General features: G+C 67.5%; 25 protein-coding genes and 1 pseudogene. 20 read left to right on the top strand and 6 right to left on the bottom strand.

Annotated features, from left to right (window positions below):
- Window positions 1-6: 6 nt before the first annotated feature.
- The 15 genes from ASE90_RS15485 to ASE90_RS15415 all read left to right on the top strand — a co-directional run bounded on the left by ASE90_RS15485 (window position 7) and on the right by ASE90_RS15415 (window position 13,456).
- Window positions 7-2,376, top strand: coding sequence for a flagellar hook-length control protein FliK (locus ASE90_RS15485; RefSeq protein ID WP_082449865.1), 2,370 nt, complete (start codon window positions 7-9; stop codon window positions 2,374-2,376).
- Window positions 2,377-2,387: 11 nt separating this feature from the next.
- Window positions 2,388-3,065, top strand: coding sequence for a flagellar basal body-associated protein FliL (gene fliL / locus ASE90_RS15480; RefSeq protein WP_056002744.1), 678 nt, complete (start codon window positions 2,388-2,390; stop codon window positions 3,063-3,065).
- 27 nt (window positions 3,066-3,092) lie between these two features.
- Window positions 3,093-4,025 carry a flagellar motor switch protein FliM gene (locus ASE90_RS15475; RefSeq protein ID WP_235531866.1) on the top strand — a complete coding sequence of 311 codons (933 nt, stop codon included), beginning with the start codon at window positions 3,093-3,095 and terminating at the stop codon, window positions 4,023-4,025.
- Complete coding sequence (gene fliN, locus ASE90_RS15470) at window positions 4,022-4,318, top strand: flagellar motor switch protein FliN (protein WP_056002739.1); 297 nt, start codon at window positions 4,022-4,024, stop codon at window positions 4,316-4,318. Before ASE90_RS15475 ends, fliN begins: the two co-directional genes overlap by 4 nt.
- Window positions 4,318-4,572: a FliO/MopB family protein gene (locus ASE90_RS15465; protein WP_056002736.1), complete on the top strand. Its 255-nt coding sequence runs from the start codon at window positions 4,318-4,320 to the stop codon at window positions 4,570-4,572. The genes fliN and ASE90_RS15465 overlap by 1 nt, the downstream gene beginning before the upstream one ends.
- Window positions 4,573-4,649: 77 nt before the next feature.
- A complete protein-coding gene (gene fliP, locus ASE90_RS15460) occupies window positions 4,650-5,507 on the top strand; it encodes a flagellar type III secretion system pore protein FliP (protein WP_082449877.1) in 858 nt (285 codons plus the stop codon).
- Window positions 5,508-5,512: 5 nt separating this feature from the next.
- On the top strand, window positions 5,513-5,782 hold the full coding sequence (gene fliQ, locus ASE90_RS15455) for a flagellar biosynthesis protein FliQ (protein WP_056002733.1): 270 nt from the start codon (window positions 5,513-5,515) through the stop codon (window positions 5,780-5,782).
- A gap of 205 nt (window positions 5,783-5,987) precedes the next feature.
- On the top strand, window positions 5,988-6,770 hold the full coding sequence (gene fliR, locus ASE90_RS15450; protein WP_056002730.1) for a flagellar biosynthetic protein FliR: 783 nt from the start codon (window positions 5,988-5,990) through the stop codon (window positions 6,768-6,770).
- Window positions 6,767-7,885 carry a flagellar biosynthesis protein FlhB gene (locus ASE90_RS15445; RefSeq protein ID WP_056002727.1) on the top strand — a complete coding sequence of 373 codons (1,119 nt, stop codon included), beginning with the start codon at window positions 6,767-6,769 and terminating at the stop codon, window positions 7,883-7,885. The genes fliR and ASE90_RS15445 overlap by 4 nt, the downstream gene beginning before the upstream one ends.
- Window positions 7,886-7,947: 62 nt before the next feature.
- Entirely contained in the window at window positions 7,948-9,453 is a 1,506-nt protein-coding gene (gene fliD / locus ASE90_RS15440) for a flagellar filament capping protein FliD (RefSeq protein WP_056002724.1), read from the top strand.
- Window positions 9,453-9,854 carry a flagellar export chaperone FliS gene (gene fliS, locus ASE90_RS15435; protein WP_056002721.1) on the top strand — a complete coding sequence of 134 codons (402 nt, stop codon included), beginning with the start codon at window positions 9,453-9,455 and terminating at the stop codon, window positions 9,852-9,854. The genes fliD and fliS overlap by 1 nt, the downstream gene beginning before the upstream one ends.
- A gap of 39 nt (window positions 9,855-9,893) precedes the next feature.
- Entirely contained in the window at window positions 9,894-10,427 is a 534-nt protein-coding gene (locus tag ASE90_RS15430; protein ID WP_056002718.1) for an NADPH-dependent FMN reductase, read from the top strand.
- Between the two features lie 61 nt (window positions 10,428-10,488).
- The gene (gene lysA, locus ASE90_RS15425) at window positions 10,489-11,754 is read left to right on the top strand and encodes a diaminopimelate decarboxylase (protein WP_056002716.1); all 1,266 of its coding nucleotides are present in this window, start codon (window positions 10,489-10,491) and stop codon (window positions 11,752-11,754) included.
- Entirely contained in the window at window positions 11,745-12,506 is a 762-nt protein-coding gene (locus ASE90_RS15420) for a bifunctional precorrin-2 dehydrogenase/sirohydrochlorin ferrochelatase (protein ID WP_082449876.1), read from the top strand. The genes lysA and ASE90_RS15420 overlap by 10 nt, the downstream gene beginning before the upstream one ends.
- On the top strand, window positions 12,503-13,456 hold the full coding sequence (locus tag ASE90_RS15415) for a zinc transporter ZntB (protein ID WP_056002711.1): 954 nt from the start codon (window positions 12,503-12,505) through the stop codon (window positions 13,454-13,456). The genes ASE90_RS15420 and ASE90_RS15415 overlap by 4 nt, the downstream gene beginning before the upstream one ends.
- Window positions 13,457-13,642: 186 nt before the next feature.
- Here the strand turns inward: ASE90_RS15415 and ASE90_RS20740 are convergent.
- Window positions 13,643-13,864, bottom strand: a pseudogene (locus tag ASE90_RS20740) (HIRAN domain-containing protein); the annotation flags it as partial.
- Window positions 13,857-14,447 carry an alpha-ketoglutarate-dependent dioxygenase AlkB gene (locus ASE90_RS15410; protein WP_056002708.1) on the bottom strand — a complete coding sequence of 197 codons (591 nt, stop codon included), beginning with the start codon at window positions 14,445-14,447 and terminating at the stop codon, window positions 13,857-13,859. The pseudogene ASE90_RS20740 and the gene ASE90_RS15410, both read right to left, overlap by 8 nt.
- A gap of 85 nt (window positions 14,448-14,532) precedes the next feature.
- On the opposite strand from ASE90_RS15410, the gene ASE90_RS15405 reads away from it, so the two are divergent.
- Window positions 14,533-14,988, top strand: coding sequence for an NUDIX domain-containing protein (locus ASE90_RS15405; RefSeq protein ID WP_056002705.1), 456 nt, complete (start codon window positions 14,533-14,535; stop codon window positions 14,986-14,988).
- A 290-nt stretch (window positions 14,989-15,278) separates the two neighbouring features.
- On the opposite strand, the gene araD1 is transcribed toward ASE90_RS15405, so the two are convergent.
- Both araD1 and ASE90_RS15395 read right to left on the bottom strand, forming a co-directional pair.
- Window positions 15,279-16,265 carry an AraD1 family protein gene (gene araD1 / locus ASE90_RS15400; RefSeq protein WP_056002702.1) on the bottom strand — a complete coding sequence of 329 codons (987 nt, stop codon included), beginning with the start codon at window positions 16,263-16,265 and terminating at the stop codon, window positions 15,279-15,281.
- Between the two features lie 10 nt (window positions 16,266-16,275).
- Window positions 16,276-17,595: a sugar MFS transporter gene (locus tag ASE90_RS15395; RefSeq protein WP_056002699.1), complete on the bottom strand. Its 1,320-nt coding sequence runs from the start codon at window positions 17,593-17,595 to the stop codon at window positions 16,276-16,278.
- Window positions 17,596-17,834: 239 nt separating this feature from the next.
- Here ASE90_RS15395 and ASE90_RS15390 point away from each other — a divergent pair, with 239 nt between their 5' ends.
- Window positions 17,835-19,625 carry an IlvD/Edd family dehydratase gene (locus ASE90_RS15390; RefSeq protein WP_156361617.1) on the top strand — a complete coding sequence of 597 codons (1,791 nt, stop codon included), beginning with the start codon at window positions 17,835-17,837 and terminating at the stop codon, window positions 19,623-19,625.
- Between the two features lie 331 nt (window positions 19,626-19,956).
- Here the strand turns inward: ASE90_RS15390 and ASE90_RS15385 are convergent, their stop codons facing one another.
- On the bottom strand, window positions 19,957-20,262 hold the full coding sequence (locus tag ASE90_RS15385) for a chorismate mutase (RefSeq protein WP_056002696.1): 306 nt from the start codon (window positions 20,260-20,262) through the stop codon (window positions 19,957-19,959).
- A gap of 198 nt (window positions 20,263-20,460) precedes the next feature.
- On the opposite strand from ASE90_RS15385, the gene rpsD reads away from it, so the two are divergent.
- The gene (rpsD, locus tag ASE90_RS15380) at window positions 20,461-21,072 is read left to right on the top strand and encodes a 30S ribosomal protein S4 (protein WP_056002693.1); all 612 of its coding nucleotides are present in this window, start codon (window positions 20,461-20,463) and stop codon (window positions 21,070-21,072) included.
- A gap of 281 nt (window positions 21,073-21,353) precedes the next feature.
- Here the strand turns inward: rpsD and ASE90_RS15375 are convergent, their stop codons facing one another.
- Complete coding sequence (locus ASE90_RS15375; protein ID WP_056002690.1) at window positions 21,354-22,241, bottom strand: LysR family transcriptional regulator; 888 nt, start codon at window positions 22,239-22,241, stop codon at window positions 21,354-21,356.
- A 97-nt stretch (window positions 22,242-22,338) separates the two neighbouring features.
- Here ASE90_RS15375 and ASE90_RS15370 point away from each other — a divergent pair, with 97 nt between their 5' ends.
- Both ASE90_RS15370 and ASE90_RS15365 read left to right on the top strand, forming a co-directional pair.
- A complete protein-coding gene (locus tag ASE90_RS15370; protein WP_056002687.1) occupies window positions 22,339-23,274 on the top strand; it encodes an alpha/beta hydrolase in 936 nt (311 codons plus the stop codon).
- Window positions 23,275-23,301: 27 nt separating this feature from the next.
- Window positions 23,302-23,487 (top strand): hypothetical protein, encoded by a 186-nt coding sequence (locus tag ASE90_RS15365; protein WP_056002684.1) that lies wholly within the window; start codon window positions 23,302-23,304, stop codon window positions 23,485-23,487.
- Window positions 23,488-23,569: the final 82 nt, after the last annotated feature.

The raw sequence follows: 23,569 nt of genomic DNA, 5'->3' as shown, positions 1-23,569 counted from the left end.
CGACCTATGCAGCTTCTCACCGCCCTATCCAGTACCGCTTCCCCGCTGGCGATGCAGGCCGCACCGCTGGCCGGTGCCGCCGCCGACGCGTTTGCCGCGCTGTTTGCCGCCATCGTGCCGGCGGGTGGCGACGACGGACGGCAGGCCGCTGCCGATGGCGGCAAGCCATTGCCGGTGACGGGCGTCCCGACAATGCCAGTCGTACCCATGCCGGTTGCCACCACGACGACCGTCGCTGCGCCGGCAGTCGTGCCGGTATCGGCCGTCCCGGTGGTCGCGCCGGTGCTGCCGGGTTCGGCCAGCGAGGCGATCGCGATGGTGCCGGCCGATCCCGCACCGCCGGTCCCGACCGTGCGCGACGCGGTGCCGGTGATCGCCGCCGCCGGGGTGCTGGGTGCGCTCAAGCTGCTGCCCGAGGAAGAACCGGTCGCGGTCCGCGCGCCCGAACCGAGGCCCGAACAACTGATCCAGCCGATGCCGGCGCGCTTCGCACCACCGCTGCCGGTACGTGCCCGCCGCGCGGCGGAGGAACCGGCCGTTCCGACGCCCGATGGTGACGATGCCGATGCGAGCGAGGACGGCGACGTGCCGGTCGTCATGGCGTCGGCCGATGCGCCGCCGATCGACCAAGCGCCGCTCGACCTGCCGCCGATGATCGCGACGCCCGCCGACGCCCTCGCGCCGGTGCCCGACGACGCCGAGCCGGCGATGAAGCGGATCGGCCCGAAGCTGCCGGATACGGAGCCGGCAATGACCACTACCGCCGGCACCGCGCCGGCCGCATCAGAAACGACGCGCGCCGGTCTGTCGATGCCCGATGTCGATCGCCCGCCCGCGTCCGATCGTTCGGCCATGCCGCCGCCCCGTCGGGTTCCGGGCGCACCGGTGGATACACCGATCGTCGACCCGCGTCCGGGCGTGGACGGCCTGAAGCCGGTTCGTACCCGCGCAACGCCAACCGCCACCGCTGCCACGCTCACCGTTCCGCAGGACGCCACCACCGTGGGGCAACCGATTGTCGCAGACGGCAGCCCTGCCCCGGCCGCACACGCTCCGCTGGCAACCGGCAATCGCCGCGTTCCCGACCATCAGCGTGCGGCACCCGTCGAGGCTCCCTCCGCGCCCACCCGGCGGTTCGCACCGGTGGCACTTGGCACGTTGCCCGGTACGCCGACCGTCGATCCGGTGCGACCCGACTGGCAGACCGAGGCACCCGTCGCCAACGGGTTCGCGCCGATCGCTCCGGAAGATGCCGCCGTGCAACCGCAGCCGGGTGTCGGGCCGATCGCGATCGACATCCCCTCGCCCGCCGTCGATGCGGCCGCACCGCCCGCCGATCCGGTGACGCCGGTCGCGGTTCCGTCGCCGCTCGCCCGGACGCCGGGCGTTCCGTCGGCCGACGTCGCGCCGATTGCTGCGCCGCGCCGGACGGGTCCGATCGCCGCTGCACGCGATACCGCCCCATCGGCCCCGATCGCGGACAAGCCTGCCGCCCCGATGGTCGATCCGGTTACGTTGGCACCCGTCGCCGAGCCGATCGGGCGCGCACCGGTCGTCGACACCGCGCAACGCATACCGGTCGCGGACGCCGCCACGCGTCCGGTCGATCCGGCAACGGTGCTGATCGATCAGCCGGCGGTACCGTTCGCGCTGCCGACCGGGCGCGGGGCCGTGGCGCAACCGACCACCGAACCGCTGACCCCCAATCGACAGACGATCGCGGGCGAAGCAGGCGCGCCGGTCGTGTCGGTCGCGGCATCGACCGTGCAGCCGACCAAGGCCCCGCCGGTCACCCGCGTCGCGGCCGCACCCACCCCCGAAGCCGTGGCCGAGGTCGCGCTGGCCGACGCTGCGCCCGTGCGTCCGCGCCGCGACGACGACGCGCCGCCGCTGCCGACCCCGGCCGCCCCGGCGATCGACGCCGCGACGCTGCGCCCCGTGTCGGCACCGGTCACCGCCGCGCAGCCGCATCTCGACACCCGCCAGCCGCAATGGGTGGAGGGAATGATCGACCGGATCGAGACGCTGCGCGACGCCTCGCCGACGCAGGGCGAAACCCGCATCCGCCTGTCGCCCGACGCGTTGGGCGATGTCGAGGTCGCGATCCGCACGACCGAGGACGGCCGCGTCCATGTGCATTTCAGCAGCGAGAACGCCGATGCCGGCCGCCTGCTCGCCGATGCGCAGCCGCGCCTGCTGCAAATGGCCGAGGCCCGCGGGCTGAAGCTGGGCGGCATGCAGGTCGATGTCGGCACGCAGCAACAGCCATCGCAGCGTCAGGCGCAGGATCAGGGGTCGCAGCAACCGCGCGCGCCCCGCTCCACCTTTGCCGACACGCCGGCGTCCTCCACCCGAACCGATAAACGCATCGCCTGAGGAACCACGACATGAGCGACAAGGAAACGCCGGAAGAAAAGCCGGCCAAGAAGAAGGGCAAGCTGGTCAAGATCCTGGTCATGGTCGTCGGCGTCCTCGTCCTGCTGGGCGGGGGCGTCGGTGCCGGGCTGTATGCCAGTTCGTCGGGACTGATCGGCGGCGGCGGCGAGCACGGCAAGGAGGAACCGCCCGAAGAGAAGAAGGACCTGCCCAAGCTGGTCCCGAAATCGGAAGAGGTGAAGGCCGGTGCCGGTGGTGAAGGCGGCGAGGGCGGCGGTCATGGCGGCGGCGAAGGCGGCGGCGAGGGTGGCGAGGCCGCCCATGGCGACGAGAATAGCCGGCCGACGCCCGAGATGGAGGGCGGCGATCGCTGGGCATCGACCTATTACGCGATGGAGAAGGAATTCACCTCCAACCTGTCCGACAGCACGCACTTCATTCAGGTAGGCGTCGCGATCTCCACCTCGTACGACAACAAGGTGATCGAGAATCTGAAGACCCATGAGATCGCGATTCGCTCCGCCATCCTGCTCGCGCTGGGCGAAACGACCGAGGATCAGGTGTTCACCCCCGAGGGCAAGAAACAGCTGTCGCTGCGCCTGAAGAAGGCGATCAACGACACATTGGAGCAAAAGGAAGGCTTTGGCGGCATCGGTAACGTTTATTTTACCACGTTTGTGGTTCAGTAAACGTCCATGGTTAACAGCCCATCCACCGTGCCCGAAGGCAGCGAACGGAGTCGCCGTACGGCGGCCGCGTCGCATGCGCCGAGCCTGGGTGCGGCGAACCTCAACCCGTTCGGCGATCTGCGCGCGCTCGAACACCTGTCGGCGCGCATGGCGCGGTCGTTGCGGCAGGTGTTCGAACCGCTGTTGCGCAAGGGGGTCAAGAGCTGGTCGGAACCGGTCGAGGTCGACCGGTTCGCGGGCTATTGCGCGGCGCGGCGTCCCTATGGCCTGACCGGGTGGGTGCCGCTGACGCTGTCGACCGGGGGAAGCCCGGCGATCATCGTCATCGACGGCACCTTCCTGCTCGAAACGCTCGACACCTTCTTCGGCGGGTTCGGCGAAGCGCCCAATCCGATGCCGATCGAATTCTCCCCCGCCGCCGAAGCGATGCTGCGCCGGCTGGCGAGCGCGATCGCCGCGCCGCTGGGCGAGGCATGGGGGCCGTTGGCCGGCATCGCCTTCGAACCCGGCACGCCCGAGGCCAATCCGGCGATGATGGGTGCGATCGACGGCGAGGATGCGGTGATCGCGACGCGGTTCGGCATCCAGCCGGGCGATGCGATGCTGCCGACCTATATCGACATCCTGTATCCGGTCGCCGCGCTCAAGCCCCATGCGCCGCAGCTGTCGACCAAGGTCCATGGCCGCAGCGCGCCCGATCCCAAATGGCTGTCGGGGCTGACGCGGGCGGTGATGACGGTGAAGCTGCCCGTCCGGTCGGTGCTGGCCGAACCGGTCGTGTCGCTCGCCACCTTGCTCGAGCTGAAGGAAGGCGACATCATCCCGATCAATTTCGGGCCGCAGGTACCGGTATGGGTGTCGAACCGGCGGCTGGGAACCGGCACGGTCGGCACCGCCAACGGGCAGGCCGCGATCAAGCTGAACTCCATCGACCCGGGCTTCGAAGAGGAATTCCAATGAACGAGATGACCGGTGGCTTCCCCGCCGAGGCGTCGCTCGCCACCAATTTCAAGCTGTTGCAGGATGTCGACGTCCGCCTGACCGTCGAGATCGGGTCGACGCAGCTGACGCTGCGCGAATTGCTGGCGCTGAGTGAAACGAGCGTGATCGAACTGGACCGCGGTGCCAACGAACTGCTCGACGTGTTCGTCAACGGCACGCTGATCGGGCGCGGCGAGGTGGTGACCGTCGGCGACCGGTTCGGCGTGCGAATGACCGAACTGGTCAGCCCCGACAAGCGGGTCAGCCGCTGATGATGTGGTCGTACATCCTGAAGCTCGTCATCCTGCTGCCGCTGGTGTGCGGGCTGATGATCGGCTGCCTGTATCTGTGGCGCCGGCTCGAAGCGCGGATGCCGGGCAATCAGGGGGAGCGGCTGGTCAAGGTGCGCGAGACGATGATGGTGTCGACCGGCACCAAGATCGCGGTGCTGGAATTTCAGGGCCGGCAGCTGCTGGTCTCGGTCAGCCGTAACGGCGTGACCCTGCTCGACCGGGGCGACAAATGAACAGGTTGAGCACGACGTTCGACCCGCTGCTGGCCCGGATGCGCCATCGTCCGGCGGCAGTTGCGCGGCGGCGTGTGATGATGGCGACGCCCGCCCCCGCACGCGTCGTGAAGGTTGCGCGCCCGTCGCGCACGCGGGCCAACTGGCGGTTCGAACTCGTACTCGCAGCCATCGGCATCGCGCTGATGCTGTTCCTTGCGGTGCCAGCGATGGCACAGGCGCTTCCGGCCGCGCCCGCCCCTGCCCCCGGTGCCGCCGACGCGCTCGACCGCGCGCTGGGCCAGCTGGGCGGCGGCAACGACGCGCCGATGGCGCTGTCGCTGCAGATCCTCATCATCATGGGGCTGTTGTCGGTCCTGCCCAGCATCCTGCTGATGATGACCAGCTTCACGCGGATCATCATCGTGCTGGCGGTGCTGCGCCAGGCGCTGGGGCTGCAACAGTCGCCGCCCAATCAGGTGCTGATCGGACTGTCGCTGTTCCTGTCGCTGTTCGTGATGTCGCCCGTGATCGGCCGGATCAACGACACCGCGATCAAGCCCTATGCCGCCGGGCAGATTAATTCGACCCAGATGATCGAAAACGCCAGCCTGCCGCTCCACGCCTTCATGCTGAAGCAGACCCGGACCAAGGACGTGACGATGTTCGCGCAGATGGCGAAAAGCGGCCCGATCGCCTCGCCCGCCGATACGCCGTTTTCGATCCTGCTGCCCGCCTTCGTCACCAGCGAGCTGAAGACCGCGTTCCAGATCGCGTTCCTGATCTTCCTGCCGTTCATCGTCGTCGATCTGGTGGTGGCGACGGTCCTGATGTCGCTGGGCATGATGATGCTGTCGCCGACGATCATCTCGCTGCCGTTCAAATTGCTGCTGTTCGTGCTGGTCGATGGCTGGGCGCTGACCATGGGTAGCCTTGCCGCGTCGTTCGTGAGTTAGCGCGCATGGACGCGGGCTATTTCATGACCGTCGCGCGCGAGGCGATGTGGGTGCTGGCGCTGGTCGCGGCACCGATCCTGATCCCGGCGCTGGTCGCCGGCCTGATCCTCGGCATGATCCAGGCGGCGACGTCGATCAACGAACAGACGCTGTCGTTCGTGCCGAAGCTGGCGGTGGTCGGCATCAGCCTCGCGGTGTTCGGCAGCCTGATCCTCGGGCTGCTCAGCGATTTCACGACGAGCATCTTCGAGCGGATTCCGGATCTGGTGCGGTGATCTTCGCGGCCGCTACTTGCGCGCCCTCCGTCCTTCCGGCGGAGGCCGGCATCCATGGATGGGGCGACGGTCGCGCGCTTTCGACAGCATCCGACACAACGGATGCCCGCCTTCGCCGTAAGGACAGTGTGGGCGTAGCTGGCGGTTTGCCTATTCCGAGCTTTACCCCCGCGCAGGCGGGGGTACGGTTGGCGGCGAACCGGCCATGCTAGGGTTCGGCCTTGCGGTCGAACCGCAACTCTGGGCGCTCCTGTTCACCATGGTCCGGGTCGGCGCGGCGTTCATTATCGCGCCGGTGTTCGGGGCGGTGGCGATGCCGGTGCAGGTGCGCGTGCTGCTGTCGGGGGCGATCGCGGTGCTGGTGCTGCACGCGCAGGCCTTTGCCATTCCGACCGACATCTTTTCGCTGACCACCTTCCTCGCCATCGCGGCCGAGGGGCTGGTCGGCCTCGCCATCGGACTCGTTCTCCAGATCGCGTTCGCAGCACCGGTGATCGCCGCGGAGGTTATCGGCATCTCGATGGGCATCGGCTTCGCGGCGATGGTTGATCCGCAGAATGGGGCGCAAAGCCCTGCATTAGGGACCTTCTTGTCGGTGCTGTTGACGTTGCTGTTCCTGTCGCTCGACGGGCATCTGATCCTGATCGACCTGCTGGTCCGGTCCTATGAACTGCTGCCGCCCGGCGCGGCGTGGCTGACGCCCGCGAAGCTGCAGAACATCGCGATCTTCGGCGGCTATGCGTTCCTGTCGGGGCTGTTGCTGGCGCTGCCGGTCGGGTTCCTGCTACTGTGCCTGAACCTCGTCATGGGCATGTTGTCGCGCTCCGCCCCCGCGCTCAACCTGTTCGCAGTCGGCCTGCCCGCCAGCCTGTTCGTCGGAGTCATCGCGTTGTTCGTCGCACTGCCGGCGATGACCGATTACATGCTGGTCGTCGTGCAGGAGGCACTCGAAGCCGCGCAAACGCTGGTGTTGGGAGGCGTGCGGTGAGCGAGGACAAAACCGAAAGCCCAACCCAGAAGCGCCTCGACAAGGCGCGCGAAGACGGCGACGTCCTCAAGTCCAAGGAACTGGGTACCGCGCTGGTCATCCTCGCGGGGTGCGGCTGGCTGGCGATGTTCGGGCCGACGCTGGTCGCCGCGTGCAAGGCGGTGATGACCGCCAGCTTCCGGTTCGGCCGCGCCGATGTCGAGGATTTCCAGCCTTGGCGGCCGCTGGTCGAGGCCGGATGGAAGCTGGCGGTGCCGGTCGGCAGCGTGCTGGTCTTTGCCGTCGTCGCCAGCATCGTGACGCAGGCGGGACTGACCGGCATCCGCTTCAACGGCGGCGCGCTGGCCCCCAAGGGGTCGCGGATCAACCCGGCATCGGGCATGAAGCGCGTGTTCGGGACGCAGGGCTGGATCGAACTCGGCAAGTCGCTGCTGAAGGTCATCCTGCTCGGCGCGATCGGCTATGTGATGCTGAAATCGGCGGCGGTCAGCTCGATGGGGCTGGTGTCGTCGAACGTCGAACAGGCGATTTCGGACCTGGGCGGCACGTTCCTGACGCTGTTGTTCGTGATGGCGGGCGGGCTGGTGCTGATCGCCGGCCTTGACGTACCGCTGGCGATCTTCCAGCGGATGAGCCGTCTGCAGATGACCAAGCAGGAAGTGCGCGACGAACACAAGGAAAGCGACGGCGATCCGCATGTGAAGGCGCAGATCCGCCAGCGGCGGCACGACATCCTGAAGGGCGGTTTCAAGGCGGCGGTGGGCGAGGCGCATGTCGTGCTGACCAACCCGACCCATTTCGCGGTCGCGCTGCGCTACGAACACGGTCGCGATCAGGTGCCGGTGGTGGTCGCCAAGGGGCGTGGCGCCACCGCGCTCGCGATCCGCGAACTGGCGGCGGAAGCGAAGATCCCGATGCTGGAATATCCGCAGCTCGCCCGCGCCGTCTATTACACCAGCAAGCAGGGGCAGGAGGTTCGCGACGACCTGTATCTCGCCATCGCGACGGTTCTGGCGTTCGTCTTCGGCGTCAACCGGCAGGCGGGCGGAATCCAGCCGCCGGTCACCGTGCCGCCCGAGGCGCGCTTCGATGAAAACGGAAAGATTTCCGCTTAAACGTCCCTAAAGATTTCCGCGCTTCTGCCGCTTGATAGGGGGAGAGTGCGCGGGAGAAGACGATGGCGACCACGACCAGCACAGCGACCGCGTCGACCACGACGATTCCCAAGACGACGACGACCAAGGCCACGACACCGAACCTTGCCAACGCGCTGGGTGCCGGTTCGGGCGTCGACACCGCCGCGCTGGTCAAGAGCCTGGTCGAGGCGCAGTTCGCCAACAAGAACGCGCAGCTGACCAAGAAATCCGATGTGCTGACCGCGCAGATTTCATCGGTCGCCGAATTGAAGTCGGGCATCAACGAATTCGCGACCGCCCTGACGACGCTGGCCGAATCGAGCGGCCTCAAGACCCAGCTGAGCAGCAGCGGTCCGGCGGTCAGGGTGTCGGTGGCGAGCGGCAAGACCGTCACCAGCCTGAACGCCAGCGTGACCGTCGCCCGCCTCGCCACGTCGCAGGTGGCGGTGACCAAGGATTCGTTCAGCACCACCGGGTCGGTCGGCACCGGCACGCTCCAGCTGAAGCTCGGCAGCGTCGGCGCGGACGGCACCTTCACCGCGAACGGCACGACCATCCCGGCGATCACCATCGATGCCGGCGATGCGACCTCGTTGCAGAAGGTCGCCGACAAGATCACCGCGGCCAAGGCGGGCGTTACCGCCAGCGTCGTGAACGACGCCAATGGCCAGCGACTGGTGCTGCGCAGCACCGATGGCGCGAACCAGGCCTTCACCATGACCGCCACCCCCGCCAGCGGCAGCGCGGTGCCCGGGCTGGAGCGGCTGAACGTCGATTTCGACAGCAGCACCACCGACGGTGCCGAGGTCGTGACCCGCGCGGGCAATGCGGTGTTCAGCGTCGACGGCGTGCCGATGGTCAGCGCGTCGAACACGATCACCGGTGCGGACGGCGTGAAGCTGGAGCTGAAGGCGGTGACGACCGACGGCCCGGTGACGCTCAGTTCGTCGCGACCGACCGACGCGCTGAAGGAGGCGGTGAAGAACGTCGTCGAGGCGTATAACAACATGCTGGCGTCGGTGAACAAGGCGACCGACCCGATCACCGGCGACCTGCGCGCCGACCCGGCCGCGCAGTCGCTGAAGCGGTCGCTGCAGAAGCTGAGCATCGCCGACCTGACCGGTAAGACCGACGGCAGCCCGACGACGTTGGCGCGGATCGGCGTCGCGACCAACAATGACGGGTCGCTGCGCGTCGATGACGCTTTGCTGTCGGCGGCACTGATCGACAATCCCGACGCGGTCGAGGCGATGTTCGTGCCCGGTACCGGCAACGACAAGACGGGCGGCCAGAGCCTGCCCGCCGCGCTCAACCGTATCGCGATTGCGGCGAAGAGCACGACGCTGGGGCTGGGCGCGAGCGACAAGCGCTATGCCGAGGCGCAGACCAATCTGGCCAAGGAACAGGCCAAGGTCGCCGATCAGACCGAAACGACCTCCACCCGGATGACGCAGCAGTTCGCGGCGTCCGAAGCACGCGTCGCCGCGTACAAGGCACAGCAGACCTTCATGGAAAACCAAATCAAGATGTGGACGCGGAGCGAATAATGACCCGCTATGCCACCGCCCTTTCCGGCGATCCCGCCCAGACCTATCGATCGGTCGACCTTGCCGCGCGCACCGGCGGCGCGGACCCGCACGCGCTGGTGTCGCTGTTGTACGAGGAAGCGGTCCGAGCGCTGCGCTCGGCGGCGTGGGCGACCGACAACCGCCAATATGCGATGAAGAGCGACCGGGTGACCCGTGCGACCGCGATCCTGTTCGCGCTGGAAGCGGGTCTCGATTTCGACAAGGGCGGCGACCTGTCGCAGACCCTGTCGCGGCTCTACACGTCCTTGCGCGAACAGATCGTCAATGCCAGCATCGGGCAGGATGCACGCCCCTTCCTGAACGCCGCCGCGTCGCTGACCGATATCGCCGAGGCATGGGAAGCGGTACGGCCGCGTTGAGGCTGGCAAGCGCGGCGATGATCGGTTAGCGCTGCGGCCATGAAGCAACCGCATATCGTCGCGCTGGGGGGCACGCTGCGCCCGACCTCGGGAACCGCCGCCGCGCTGGAGCGGGCGCTGACCCATGCCGCGACGCTGGGTGCGCGCACCACGCTCCTGACCGGGCCGGCGATCGACTTTCCGAACTACGAACCCGAAACGGCGGGCAGCAATGCGCGCATCCAGTCGTTCCTGCGCGCGCTGCGCGATGCCGACGGGATCATCATCGGGTCGCCCGGCTATCACGGTACGCTGTCGGGGCTGGTGAAGAACGCGCTCGACCATGTCGAGATGCTGCGCCGCGACGACCGCGTCTATTTCGACGGATTGCCGGTCGGGCTGGTGGCGACCGCCGCCGGGTGGCAGGCGGCGGTGGCGACGCTCGGCACGCTGCGCACCGTCGCCCATGCGCTGCGCGGCTGGCCGACGCCGATCGGGGTAGCGATCAACACCGTCGAGGATGGCGCGATCGACAAGGCGGACGGCCAGTTGCGGCTGATGGTCGAACAGATGATCGGGTTCGCCGCGCGGTAAGGCGGACCAACGACACGTTCGGCCATTCTCATTGCGCCCGCGCCGTTCTAAAGGCTGGCGCATGGACTGTTTCACGCTTCGCAACGGCACGCTCCATGCCGAGGATGTCAGCCTGCCCGCCATCGCCGATGCGGTCGGGACCCCTGTCTATGTCTATTCGACCGCGACGCTCGAACGGCATGTCCGCGTGTTTCGCGAGGCGGTGGCCGGGCTCGGCACCGGCGAACCGCTGGTCGCGTTCGCGGTAAAGGCCAATCCGAACAAGGCGGTATTGGCGACTCTCGCCCGCGCCGGCATGGGGGCCGATGTGGTGTCGGGGGGTGAGCTATACCGCGCGCTCGACGCCGGCATGGACCCGGACAAGATCGTGTTCTCGGGCGTCGGCAAGACCGCCGACGAAATGGCGCAGGGGCTGAATGCCGGCATCGGCCAGTTCAACGTCGAATCGGAACCCGAACTCGATATGCTGTCGGCGGTCGCCACCCGCCTCGGCACGGTCGCGCGGATCGCGATCCGGGTGAACCCCGACGTCGTCGCCGGCACCCATGCGAAGATTTCGACGGGCGGCAAGGAGAACAAGTTCGGCATCGATTACCATGCCGCGCCCGCCGCCTATGCCCATGCCGCATCGCTGCCCGGTATTCAGGTGCGCGGCGTCGCGGTGCATATCGGCAGCCAGCTGACCGACCTCGTGCCGCTCGAAGCCGCATTCGGCCGGGTCGGTGCGCTGATCGCCACGCTGCGCGCCGCCGGTCACACCATCACCCATGCCGATCTGGGCGGTGGTCTGGGCGTGCCCTATGACCCGGCCCGGCCGTTGCCGCCCTCCCCCGCCGAATACGGCGCGATGGTCGCCCGCGCGACCGCCGGCTGGGACGCGCGGCTGATGTTCGAACCCGGCCGGTTGATCGTCGCCAATGCCGGGGTGCTGGTGTCGCGCGTCATCCGCGTGAAGCAGGGCGCGACCGCGCCGTTCGTCGTCGTCGACGCGGCGATGAACGATCTGCTGCGCCCCAGCCTGTACGATGCCTATCACGACATCCGCGCCGTCCGCCCGACCGGGGAGCGCGCCGTGGCCAACATCGTCGGCCCGGTGTGCGAGACCGGCGACACCTTTGCGCTGGGTCGCGCGATGGACGTGGTCGCCGCCGACGATCTGGTCGCGTTCATGACCGCCGGCGCGTATGGCGCGACCATGGCCTCGACCTACAATTCGCGCGCGCTGGTGCCCGAGGTGCTGGTGGCGGGCGACCGGTTCGCGGTCGTGCGCGAACGCCCGCCGATCGCGGCACTGGCCGAGGCCGATCGCCTGCCGCCCTGGCTGTGAACGGGCTGCCGATCCTGCTGCGCACCGCCGGGCGGCGTGTCATCCTTGTCGGGGAGGGCGAGCCGGCCGATGCCAAGCGCCGCCTGCTCGAACGCAGCGGGCTGACCGTCGTCGCCGACGACGCGCACGCCCGCATCGCGGTGGTCGCGGTCGAGGACGATGCCGAGGCGCGCCTGGCGATCGATGGGCTGAAGGCGCGCGGCATCTTGGTCAACGCCGTCGACCGGCCCGCCGATTGCGACTTCACCCTGCCCGCGATCGTCGACCGGTCGCCGATCCTGATCGCGATCTCGACCGGCGGCGTGTCGGCGGGGCTGGCAGCGGCGATCCGCCAGCGGCTGGAGGCGATCCTGCCCGCCGGGGTCGGGCGACTGGCCGAGGGGCTGGGCGCGGCGCGCGCGGCGTTGCGTATCCGCTTTCCCGATGGCGGCGACCGCCGCCGCGCAATCGGTGCGGCGATCGCGGCGGGCGGACCGCTCGACCCGATGGTGCCGCATGCCGACGATGCGGTCGCGCGGTGGCTGGACGGAGCCGCAGCGGTCACCGGCCGGGTCGCGGTGATCCGGCTGCGGTCCGCCGATCCCGACGACCTGACGCTGCGCGAGGCCCGCTGGCTGGGACAGGCCGACCGCATCCATCACGCGCCGCACGTGCCGGCGGCGATCCTCGACCGTGCGCGCGCCGATGCCGTGCGGATCATGGAACCCGTGCCCGCCGAGCCGCTGCCCGGCCTGACGATCGATCTCGCATGACGTGCTCGGCATGGCATATCGAGGGGGGCAAGGCGACGCCGGTCGACCCGATGACGGCAATTGATACGACGGGCGGCTTCACGTGGATTCACCTGCACGGCGAAGGCGATCAGGTCGCGCTGTGGCTGCGCGACCATGCCCATCTGCCCGAATATGTCATCGAGCCGTTGACCGCCGTCGAGACGCGACCGCGCTGCGACGCGATCGGCAAGGGGGCGTTCGTCAACCTGCGCGGCCTGTCCGACGACGTGTTGAGCAGCGCCGATCCGCTCGCCTCGGTCCGGCTCTATGCCAGCGCCGGGCGGGTCCATTCGGTCACGCGCCGCCGGCTGACCGCCTTCCATACGGTGGTCGACCGGGTCGAAGGTGGCGGCGTCGCCGATCCCGGCGACCTGATCGTCGCCTTTGCCAGCGCGATCACCGAACAGCTCGACCCGCTGATCGCCGATCTGGGCGACACGCTCGACGAATGCGAAGAGGCGCTCGACCCGACCCGCATCTTCGAACAGCGCCGCGCGGTGACCCATACCCGCGTCCGCGCGATCGGCTATCGCCGGTTCCTCGTGCCGCAGCGCGCGGCGCTCGAAAAGCTCGGCCAGTTGCAGGGCGACTGGCTGCAACAGGACGACCGCCTGCACCTCGCCGCCGCCGCCGACCGCGCCGCCCGCATGGCCGAGGAAGTCGATTCGATCCGCGAACGCGCCGCGCTGATCCATGAGACGCTGACTGACCTGCGCGCCGAACAGCTCGACCAGCGATCGTTGCAGATTGCCATCGCCGCAATGGTCTTCCTGCCGCTGACCTTCCTGACCGGCCTGCTCGGCATGAATGTAAAGGGCATCCCCTTTGCCGACGAACCATGGGCCTTTGCCGGCGTGGTCGGGCTGTGCGTCGTCATGAGCGGCGTGATCGTCGCATGGTTCGCGCGCAGGCACTGGATCGCGCGGTAGCGACGCAGGCCCGCATCGCCCGCAATCGTCGGGGGGAAGGTCGTCCGGCCAAAAATCCGGTTCGGGATCGGCCTGTACCACTACCGGCCGGGGCAGCGTCGGCACCGCGCCATCGAACGCGATCCGGATTGCCGCGCCCATCGCGGTCGCCTGTTGAAAGATCGCCGCGACGTCCCGTCCGCTGCGCAACATGCCGACGATCCATGCCGCGCGGTCGGCGGTCAGATAGCCGATCTGGACCCCGCGCGCACTCAGCACCATTACCGCATGCGGGTCGACCGGATTGCGCGGTTCGGGGACCAGCGTCACCGCCTCCCCCGGCGCGCACAGCAGTATCTCGAACCGGCGATTGCCGCCGCCGCGATTGGGATGGTCGGCCCCGACGACGTGCAGGCTCAACTCACGCATCGCGCAAACTCCGTGCGAACCGTTCGGTCAGGCTGCGAAAGGTGATCGACCAGCGCGGTTCGGCCATCGGGGCGATACCATGTTCCCAGTCCCAGCGCGCCTCTTCGGTCAGGTGATAGGCGCCGCCCGCCACCAGCGGCAGCGCGAACCGGTCGAACCCACCCTCGCGCCGCCGTCGGAAGCGCAGCGTCGCGGGCGCACCGATCGACAGGCCGACGACATGCTCGAACACCGGCCGGTCGCGGTGCCAGCCGATGCCGGCACCCGGATCGTACCGGATCAGCAGCGCCTGCACCAGCGCGTCGGGACGTAGCCCGGCGAACGCCGCCGCCCGCGCACGCACTGCCAGCAGCCAGTCGGGCATCGGTTCGGCCCGTCCCACCCGGCCCTGCTCGAAATCATAATGCCAGCCATAGGATGCCGTCCGCCGCAGCCCGGTCCATTGCTGGAACCGGAAGGGGACGAGCGGCGCGGCATCGATCGCCGCCGCCAGCACTGGCAGTGCGTCGTCCGCCACCAGTCCGGCCCGATGGGTCAGCCCGGACAGCACCGGTTCGGCAGCGAAGAGGTCGAGTTGCGGCATCGATGGAACGCAACATGGGTCGGCGGCGTCTGTCCATCAACCAAGGGCGACGGTCACGATCGCCCGAAAAATCGGGGACCCTTTCATGCCACAGCATAGCGCCGGCATCCTGCTCTATCGTCGAACGCCCCGGCCGGCGGTGCTGCTCGTCCATCCCGGTGGCCCGTTCTGGGCGCGGCGGCATGTCGGCGCGTGGCAGATTCCCAAGGGCCAGATCGAACCCGACGAAGCGGTCGAGGACGCCGCGCGCCGCGAAGTGGCCGAGGAACTGGGCGTCACCGTCACCGGCCCGCTCGAACCGCTCGGCATGGTGCGACAGGCGGGCGGCAAGTCGGTGTCGGCCTTTGCCGCCGAACAGGATGTCGACACGGGAGCGATCACCAGCATCCTGTTCGAAATCGAATGGCCCCCCCGCAGCGGCCGTCGCCGCAGCTTTCCCGAAGTCGACGCGGCGCGATGGATGCCGGTCGCCGAGGCCCGCACGCTGATGCTGAAGAGCCAGCTGCCGCTGCTCGACCGGATCGAACCGTTGCTGGAGTAGGCGGTTCGGTTCGAACGCAGGTTCGCGCCCGCGCCTTCGTCACTCCCGCGCAGGCGGGAGGCCATACATGCGAAGGTTGCGGCTCAAGCAAGATCGTTGGCGGATATGGATTCCCGCCTTCGCGGGAATGACGAAGGGGCGACGTAGCATCACACCGATGCCCAACCGTCATCCCGGCGCAGGCCGGGATCCATGGATGCCGTCAGGTCGCGCATCTTTCGATAGCGCCCGACACAATGGATCCCGGCCTGCGCCGGGACGACGATGAGATCACCGGAACGGCGAGACTATCAGAGCAGCTTCACCGCCACGCGCTCTTCCGTCGAGCGCGTCAGCCGGTTGCGCAGCGGCAACGTGAACGGCGCGGCTTCGATCTCGAACACGTCACCTTCCTCGGTCCGCACCCCGTCCGAGAAGGACAGCGTCGCCGTGCCGAAGAAATGGACGTGGATGTCGCCGGGGCGGCGGAACAGCACGTATTTGAAATGATGATGTTCAAGGTTCGACAGGCTGTGCGACATATTCGCCTCGCCCGACAGGAACGGTTTTTCCCAGATCGTCTCGCCATTCCGGACGATGCGGCTGGCCCCCTCGATATGCTCGGGCGGCGTGCCGACCAGCAGTTCGGGGCCGACCGATGCCTGCCGCAGCTTGCTGTGCGCCAGCCACAGATAATTGTGCCGTTCGGTCACATGGTCCGAAAATTCGTTGGCGAGCGCGAGGCCGATGCGGTGCGGCGTGCCGTCCGAACCAATCACATAGATGCCCGCCAGCTCCGGCTCCTCGCCGCCGTCCTGCGCGAAATGCGGCATGGTGAAGTCGCCGCCCGGCGCGACCATCTGCCCGCCATCGCCCTTGTAGAACCATTCGGGCTGCTGCCCGACCTGACCCTCGGCCGGCTTGCCGCCCTCGACCCCTTCGAGGAACATCCGCATCGAATCGGTCTGGGTCGCGGCTTCGGCGGCGGCGCGGTGCATCTTGTCGCGGCCCTCGGCCGATCCGAGATGGGTGAGGCCGGTACCGGTCATGATGACGTGCGCCGGGTCCTCATGGTCGATCGGCGATCCGATCGCACCGGCATCGAGCAGCGCGGCGATATCGACCGCCTCGCCCTGCCCCAGCGCCGCGACCTCGTCGGCGATGCTGTGGCCGGCATCGATCGCGCGCAGCGCCAGCGCGCGGACGCTGTCGACGCCGGGGACGATGTGCGCAGCCGTTTCGGTCGCGGCGATCACGGCGCGCGACGGGGCGACGCGCTGCAACAGACGGAGAGTCATCGAAGTTTCCTTATGCAAAGACGTCGGTGTCGGCGGGGACGTCGTCGATCGGGTTGGTCACCTTCGATCCCCAAACCGCATAGAACAGGATGTACAGTTCGCAGGCGGCGGTCAGCAGGAACGACCATTGCAGGCCGTACCGGTCGGCCAGCCAGCCCTGCACCACCACCAGCGCACCGCCGGCGATCGCCATGATGAGCAGCCCCGACCCTTCCTCGGTCAGCGGCCCCAGACCCTTGATGCCCAGCGTGAAGATCGTCGGGAACATGATCGAATGGAACAGCCCGACGAGGATCAGCGACCACATCGCGGCCGGTCCCGACAGGAACGTCGCGCCGAGCATCACCACGAACGCGCCGATCGAGAAGAATGCCAGCACCTTGCCCGCATCGACCTTCTGCATCACGAAGCTGCCGACGAACCGGCCGACCATCATGCCGCCCCACAGGAAGGTCAGGTAGCGCCCGGCCAGTTCGTTGGTGACGTTGGCGATGTCGGGCTGGCTGACGAAGTTCACGAACAGGTTGGCGACGCCGATCTCGGCGATCAGGTAGATGAAGATCGCGGGCACGCCGAACACCAGATTGCGGTGGTTCCACAGCGAATGCTTCTTGCGTTCCTCCTTCGCCACGCGACTGGTCGACGATCCCATCGCCGGCAGCGGGAAGCGGGCGATGATGACCGCCAGCACGACCAGCACGATCGCGACCAGCACATAGGGCAGGATCACCGACTGCGCGTCGGCCAGCCGTTCGGCCTGGGTCAGCACCGTGCCCGCCTCCGACGTGCCGCCCTTCGACCGGCCGAGGATCAGATACGCACCGAACAGCGGCGCGAGCATCGTGCCCGCCGAGTTCATCGCCTGCACCAGGTTGAGCCGTGACGACGCGGTGGCCGAGGGACCGATCACCGCGACATAGGGGTTGGCCGCGACCTGCAGCAGCGTGATGCCGCTGGCGATCACGAACAGCATGATAAGCGTCACGCCATAGGAGGGCAGGCTGGCGGCGAGCACCATGCCCAGCGCCCCGGCCGCCATCACCAGCAACCCGATAACCAGCGACTTCTGATACCCGATTCGCTCGATCAGCTTGGCCGAGGGGATCGAGGCGAAGAAATAGGCGATGAACCACACGCTTTCGATCAGCGTCGTCTGGGTATAGTTCAGGTCGAACACGCTGCGCAGATGCGGCAGCAGCGTGTTGTTGATGACGGTGATGAACCCCCACATGAAGAACAGGCTGGCCAGCAGCGTCAGTGCGGGCGCGTAACTGGCGCCCGACGCGCCTTGTGGCACCGCGCCCTGGCGCGCGGATATTGGGGCCGGCATCCTCGTCTTCTCCCATTTTACGGCTGGCGGGACGGTTTGGTCCGTCGCATCGCTTGCCCAATTCGATTTTGTCTGACTATATGCGCCAACGCATGGCGTCAACGGCGCTTGATACGGGGAGGAAGCAGGGTGAAGACGGGCAGCGTCCGACTCACCTGCACGCACCCGGCTCGGTCGTCCGCGTTGCCTGCCCCCCGATTGCCCTTGTTCGTCCGTCCACTTGCTGCACCGGAATTTCCATGAACGACATGCCCCCCCTGCGTAGCCGCGCCTGGTTCGACAATCCCGACAACATCGACATGACGGCGCTCTATATCGAGCGCTATCTGAACTTCGGCCTGAGCCAGGAAGAATTGCAGTCCGGCCGGCCGATCATCGGCATCGCCCAGACCGGCAGCGACCTCAGCCCCTGCAACCGCCACCACCTCGTGCTGGCCGAGCGGCTGCGCGAAGGTATTCGCGAGGCGGGCGGCATCGTCCTCGAATTCCCGGTCCATCCGATCCAGGAAACCGGCAAGCGCCCGACCGCCGGACTCGACCGCAACCTCGCCTATCTGGGTCTGGTCGAGGTGCTGTACGGCTATCCGCTCGACGGCGTGGTGCTCACGATCGGTTGCGACAAGACGACGCCGGCGTGCCTGATGGCCGCCGCGACCGTCAACATCCCCGCCATCGCGCTGTCGGTCGGCCCGATGCTCAACGGCTGGCACAAGGGCGAGCGCACCGGATCGGGGACGATCGTGTGGAAGGCGCGCCAGTTGCTGGCCGCCGGTGAGATCGACAACAAGGAATTCATCCGCCTCGTCTCGTCGTCCGCGCCCTCGACCGGCTATTGCAACACGATGGGCACGGCGACGACGATGAACTCGCTGGCCGAGGCGCTCGGCATGCAGCTCCCCGGTTCCGCCGCGATCCCCGCGCCGTATCGCGACCGGCAGGAAATCGCGTACCGCACCGGCCTGCGCATCGTCGACATGGTTCGCGAGGACCTGAAACCCTCGCAGATCCTGACCAAGGACGCGTTCCACAACGCGATCAAGGTCAATTCGGCGATCGGCGGTTCGACCAACGCCCCGATCCATCTGGCGGCGATCGCCCGCCATATCGGTGTCGACCTGCCGATCGAGGATTGGCAGGAACAGGGCCACAAGGTCCCGTTGCTGGTCAACCTGCAACCCGCCGGCGAATATCTGGGCGAGGATTATTACCGCGCGGGCGGCGTGCCGGCGGTCGTGCGCGAACTGATGGGTGCGGGCCTGATCGCCGAGGACGCGCTGACCGTGAACGGCAAATCGATCGGCGACAATTGCCGCGACGCGACGATCGAGGACGAAAAGGTCATCCGGCCGTTCGGCCAGCCGCTCAAGGAAGAAGCCGGCTTCATCGTGCTGAAGGGCAATCTGTTTGACGCGGCGGTCATGAAGACCAGCGTGATCGGTCCCGAATTCCGCGAACGCTATCTGTCCAACCCGAACGATCCCGAAGCGTTCGAAGGGCCGGCGGTCGTGTTCGATGGCCCCGAGGATTATCACCACCGTATCGACGATCCGTCGCTCGGCATCACCCCCGAAACGCTGATGTTCATGCGCGGCGCGGGGCCGATCGGTTATCCGGGTGCCGCCGAGGTCGTCAACATGCGCCCGCCCGCCTACCTCATCACCGAGGGCATCAGCGCGCTGCCGTGCATCGGCGACGGACGTCAGTCGGGCACGTCGGGATCGCCCTCGATCCTCAACGCCTCCCCCGAAGCGGCGGCGGGCGGCGGCTTGGCGCTGCTGCGCACCGGCGACCGCGTCCGCATCGATCTGGGCAAGGGCCGCGCCGACGTGCTGCTGGCGGACGAGGAACTGGCACAGCGCCGCCGCGAGCTCGAAGCGGCCGGTGGCTATCAATATCCGGCGTCGCAGACCCCGTGGCAGGAAATCCAGCGCTCGGTCGTCGGCCAGATGTCGACCGGCGCGATCCTCGAAGGGGCGGAGGCGTATCAGCAGATCGCCCAGACCCGCGGCCTGCCGCGCGACAACCACTGATGGGGGCGGGCGGTTTCTGACCGCCCTTTCTCTCTACGCCAGACCATTACCCCGGGCTTGACCCGGGGTCCCGCTACTCGCTGCGGATGCAAAAGGCAGCGGGATCCCGGCGCAAGGCCAGCCCTCCGCGAAAGCCGCTGATTCGTACCCCGACGAAGGCTAGGGCCAGTCGGGGGTACGTCGGTAACGTACGGAAAAGCCTTCCCAACTGGACCCCGGCCTTCGCCGGGGTACTGCTCCGGTTTAGGCTCCGTTCGGGACTTTCCCGGAGGTTTCGGGCAATTTTGGGTGACGTGGGCGAGCGGGATCGAGCTACCAACCCTTTGTCACCCTACCCCCGCGTAGCGTCGAACCGCGCCAGCTCATACCTGATCGACGCCTCGACCAGCCGCTCCCACAGATCGGCGACCACCGCATCGGGCACGCCGGCCTCCGCCGCCGCCGCCCGCGCGTTCGCGATCACCTGTGCCTTGCGCGCCTCGTCACGCACCGCTTCGCGGCCCGGCTTGATGCGGGCGGCGGCGTCCATATAGGCAAAGCGCCGCGCCAGCAGCGCGACCAGTTCGCGGTCGACCTGATCGACGCCGGCACGGACGTCGGTCATGGTGGTGCAGTCGGGGCCGGGCAGGATCGTCATGCCCCGCGCTGTGGCGGCTGCGCTGCGGCTTGTCCAGCTTGACTCTGTCGGGGCATCCGGCTAGGCGCGCCCCTTCGCAATTCGGCCCCGCATTCCCGGTGAAGCGGTGGCCCCGGTCGCAAGACCGGCGGCGAATACCGGGAGCCGCGATCGTCCGCGTGGATGGTCAAACGTTACTGCAATTGCATTGGATTTACGATGTCGAAGCGCTCCAGCGCCAAGTACAAGCTCGATCGCCGTCTTGGCGAGAATATCTGGGGTCGTCCCAAGAGCCCGGTCAACAAGCGTGAATACGGCCCCGGCCAGCACGGTCAGCGCCGCAAGGGCAAGATGTCGGACTTCGGCACCCAGCTGCGCGCCAAGCAGAAGCTGAAGGGCTATTACGGCGACGTCACCGAAAAGCAGTTCAAGCGCACCTATGAAGAAGCGTCGCGCATGAAGGGCGACACCGGTCAGAACCTGATCGGCCTGCTCGAACAGCGCCTCGACATGATCGTGTACCGCGCCAAGTTCGCGCCGACCGTCTGGTCCGCGCGTCAGCTGGTCAGCCACGGCCACGTCCGCGTCAACGGCGTGAAGTGCAACATCGCGTCGCGTCGTTGCTATGTCGGCGACGAAATCTCGCTGGGCACCAAGGCGCAGGAAATGGCGCTGGTCCTCGAAGCGCAGACCCTCGCCGAGCGTGACATCCCCGAATACATCGGCGCCGAAGGCACCAAGGTCACCTTCACCCGCGTTCCGACGCTGGACGAAGTGCCCTATCCGGTGAAGATGGAACCGAACCTCGTGGTCGAGTTCTACTCGCGCTGATGCAAGACGGCAGCGAAGCTGCCGGCAAGCTCTCACCCAGCGCGAGCGGCCGGCGCTGCTACAGCAGCGACCGACGACGCGGGCTTGGCCCGCGGCGCTGACAGAAACGAAAGGGCGGCCCCGCAAGGAGCCGCCCTTTTCGTACCTGCGGTCCGCCGATGACCGAGGAACCCGATGGCCGTTGTCGAAGAGGACGGAGATCCGAGAATGCCGAAGGCCACTCGATAGCGGAACGCTCCGCGCTGACAGATTGCCAGTCCGAACGCGGACGACGCCGGGGATCAGATGGTTCGCGTCAGCAGATCGATGAAGCGGCGAACTTTCGGGGCGAGGTAGCGACGACTCGGGTAGATGATGCTGATCGGCACCGGGGCGGCGGCATAGTCCGCCAACAGCGTGACCAGACGGCCATCGGCCAGATCGCGGTCGACGAGGTAGCTCGGCAGGAACGCCAATCCCGCACCCGACACTGCCGCGTCGCGTAGCGCTTCCCCGCTGTCGAGCGAGAGGCGTGCGTGCGGTTTCACCTGAACGATCCCGCCTTCGACAACGAAACGCCAGGCGCGCTTTTGGCCGGCACTCACGTAATTCAGGCAGGTGTGGCCGGACAGATCGTCGGGATGCTGCGGTGCCGGATGGATCGACAGATAGGTGGGGCTCGCGACGACCACGTCATGCTGATGGGTCAGCGTCCGGATGATGAGGCTGCTGTTCTCGCGGGTTTCGCCAATTCGGATCGCAAGATCGATTCCGTCTTCGATGATGTCGCTCACCCGGTCCGTAAAGCTCACGTCCGCCTTGAGCCTCGGCCACGACGCGATAAAATCGTTGAGCAGCGGCAGGACCATGAGACGTCCGAACGTCATCGGCGCGGTCATCCGGAACAGACCCTGCGGCTCGCCGCCGCCATCCGACATCGACAATTCCGCTTCTTCGAGGTCGGCAAGGATCTGCGTGCAACGATCGAGGAAAAGGCGACCGTCGTCGGTCAGGCCGAGGCTGCGTGTCGTCCGGTGGAACAGCCGCACGCCCAATCGATCCTCGAGGCGGGCGACGCTCTTGGCAATGCCCGATCGCGTCATCGAGCGCGCGCGTGCTGCTCCTACAAAGCTTCCGGCTTCGGCTGCTGCCACGAAGGCGACGATATCGTTGATATTGCCCGGTGCCATCAGACGCCCCTGTTCCTCCGCAGTGTCGACGCGCGCTCGCCAATGAATGGACTATATCGATGATCTGAACAAATCTACGACATCAGGAGCAAGTGAAATGGCGTTCAACGACATTGTGACGCACCGCCTCCAGCAATGGGCCGAAAGCCTGCAGGACCTTGGTCCCGTCATCCTCGGCGAAAACACCGACGTGACGATCGACGAAATTCGCCAGTCCTATGTCCGCAAGATGGCCGAGCACCCGACCCCGGCCGACGTACGGATCGAGCAGATCGATATGGGTGGCGTACCCGCAACGCTCATCACACCGGAAAACGTCGAGCGCGACGGCGTGCTCTTCTATATCCACGGTGGTGCGTACATCGTCGGCGGGCCGGGCGGGTATCACGGGCTGGCTGCCGCGTTCGCAAAGGCGATGAAGGTGCGCGTCTACCTGCCGGACTACCGACTGGCGCCGGAGCACGCCTTCCCCGTTCCGATCGAGGATACGTTCGCGGCCTACCGCTGGCTCATCGATCAGGGGCAGAACCCGAAATCGGTAACGTTCGCCGGGGACTCCGCAGGTGGAGCGATGGTCGTATCGGTGATGGTCATGGCGCGCAATGCCGGCGTACCGCTGCCAGCCGGCGGAGCGGCGCTCTCGCCATGGGCGAATCTCGAGCATACCGGCGCTTCGATGTTCAACCGCGAGGGACTGGACAAGCTCAACACGAAGGCGGGCCTCGATCTGATGGCCCGGACGTTTCTGGGCGACGCACTGCCCAACAGCCCCGAAGCGTCGCCGGTCTTCGCCGATGTCCGTGGCCTGCCGCCCATCATCGTACAGATCGGGGAGGGCGAACTGATGCTGAGCGACGCCATCCGCCTTGCCGCGCATCTGGGCGAGAACCGCGTCCGCGTCTCGCTGGAAATATGGCCGGGCATGTTCCACGTCTGGCACATGTTCCACGCCGAACTGGCCGAAGGGCGGGAGGCAATCGCGAACGCGGCAGCATTCCTCGATCAAGCCGTCACGACGGCTTTGGCAAAATAGGTAGGCAGGCGCGCTAACGCATGGATCATGCATAGCGCGCCGTTCGCCGGCTCCGGCGATGCCGGTCATCTTGCCGCCAGCATCGACAGCCACGTGGAAACCGCCACGCTCAACGACGCCGAGGTCCGGCGGGCCGACACCATCAGCACGATCGCCGACTATCCGGCTCGCCGGGTCGCTGACTTGCCGACCTGGAACTGCCGCCCCGCCTGACACGGTGCGCTCTCGGGACGCTTGCCGGCTGCACGCTCGTACCGACCTCGACAACGACAAGCGGGTCTACCGCATCATGGCG

Origin of the sequence: Sphingomonas sp. Leaf67 (assembly GCF_001421965.1) — a bacterium.
In the GTDB taxonomy this organism is placed as follows: Bacteria; Pseudomonadota; Alphaproteobacteria; order Sphingomonadales; family Sphingomonadaceae; genus Sphingomonas.
The sequence above is the reverse complement of the archived record's forward strand: the minus strand, read 5'-3'. Positions and strand labels throughout refer to the sequence as shown.